This is a genomic window from Amycolatopsis sp. WAC 04182, assembly GCF_003947465.1.
Lineage (GTDB): Bacteria > Actinomycetota > Actinomycetes > Mycobacteriales > Pseudonocardiaceae > Amycolatopsis.
This window is the reverse complement of the sequence record NZ_QHJJ01000024.1, coordinates 1-866: the sequence shown is the minus strand read 5'-3', so window position 1 is coordinate 866 and position 866 is coordinate 1. Positions and strand designations below refer to the sequence as shown.

Genomic DNA, 866 nt, shown 5'->3' with positions numbered 1-866 from the left:
TTCGAGCGCAGCGACGGAAACGCCTTCTTCGTCGAGGAGATCGCCCGCAGCATCAGCGAGGGCTGCAGCACGGGGCTCAGCGAATCGCTGCGCGATCTGCTGCTGGTGCGGGTCGAGGCGCTGCCCGAGGGCGCCCAGCGGGTGGTGCGCATCCTCGCCGAGGGCGGCTCCACGGTGGAGTACGAGCTGCTGCGCGCGGCCGTCCGGCTCGGCGAGGACGACCTCATCGACGCGCTGCGCGCCGCCGTACGGCCCGAGACCCGGATCGTCTACCTGGAGACCATCAGCAACCCGATGGCGCTGGTCGCCGACCTGCCGGCCATGTGCGCCACGGCCCGCGCGCTGGGCGTGCTGTCGGTGGTGGACAACACCTTCGCCACCCCCGTGCTGTGCCGCCCCCTGGAACACGGGGCCGACGTCGTCGTGCACTCCACCACCAAGTACCTGTCCGGGCACAGCGACGTGATCGGCGGCATCGCCGTCTTCGCCGACCCGGAGCTGCACGGCAAGGTCTGGCACTTCGCCACCGAGCTGGGGTCGGCGGCCGAGCCGTTAACGTCGTGGCTGACGCTGAGCGGGCTGCAGACGTTGCCGCTGCGCATGGAACGCCACTGCGCCAACGCCGACTTCCTGGCCACCCGGCTCGCCGCGCACCCCGCCGTGTCGGCCGTGCACTGGCCGGGGCTGCCCTCGCACCCCTCGTACGAGCTGGCGGCCAAGCTGCTGCCCGCCTTCGGCGGCGTGTTCTCCTTCGACCTGGCCGGCGGGCGGGCGGCGGGGGAGGCGTTCATGAAGTCCGTACGGCTGGCGCTGCTGGCCCCCTCGCTCGGCGGAGTGGAGACCCGCGTCATGCACCCCGCCACCAC

At 72.5% G+C, this 866-nt stretch carries 1 protein-coding gene; it reads left to right on the top strand.

The genetic code is table 11. The annotated features are described in order from the left end of the window. The coding region (locus DMH01_RS42275; protein WP_199745848.1) for a PLP-dependent aspartate aminotransferase family protein at positions 1–866 on the top strand (866 nt) is incomplete at both ends.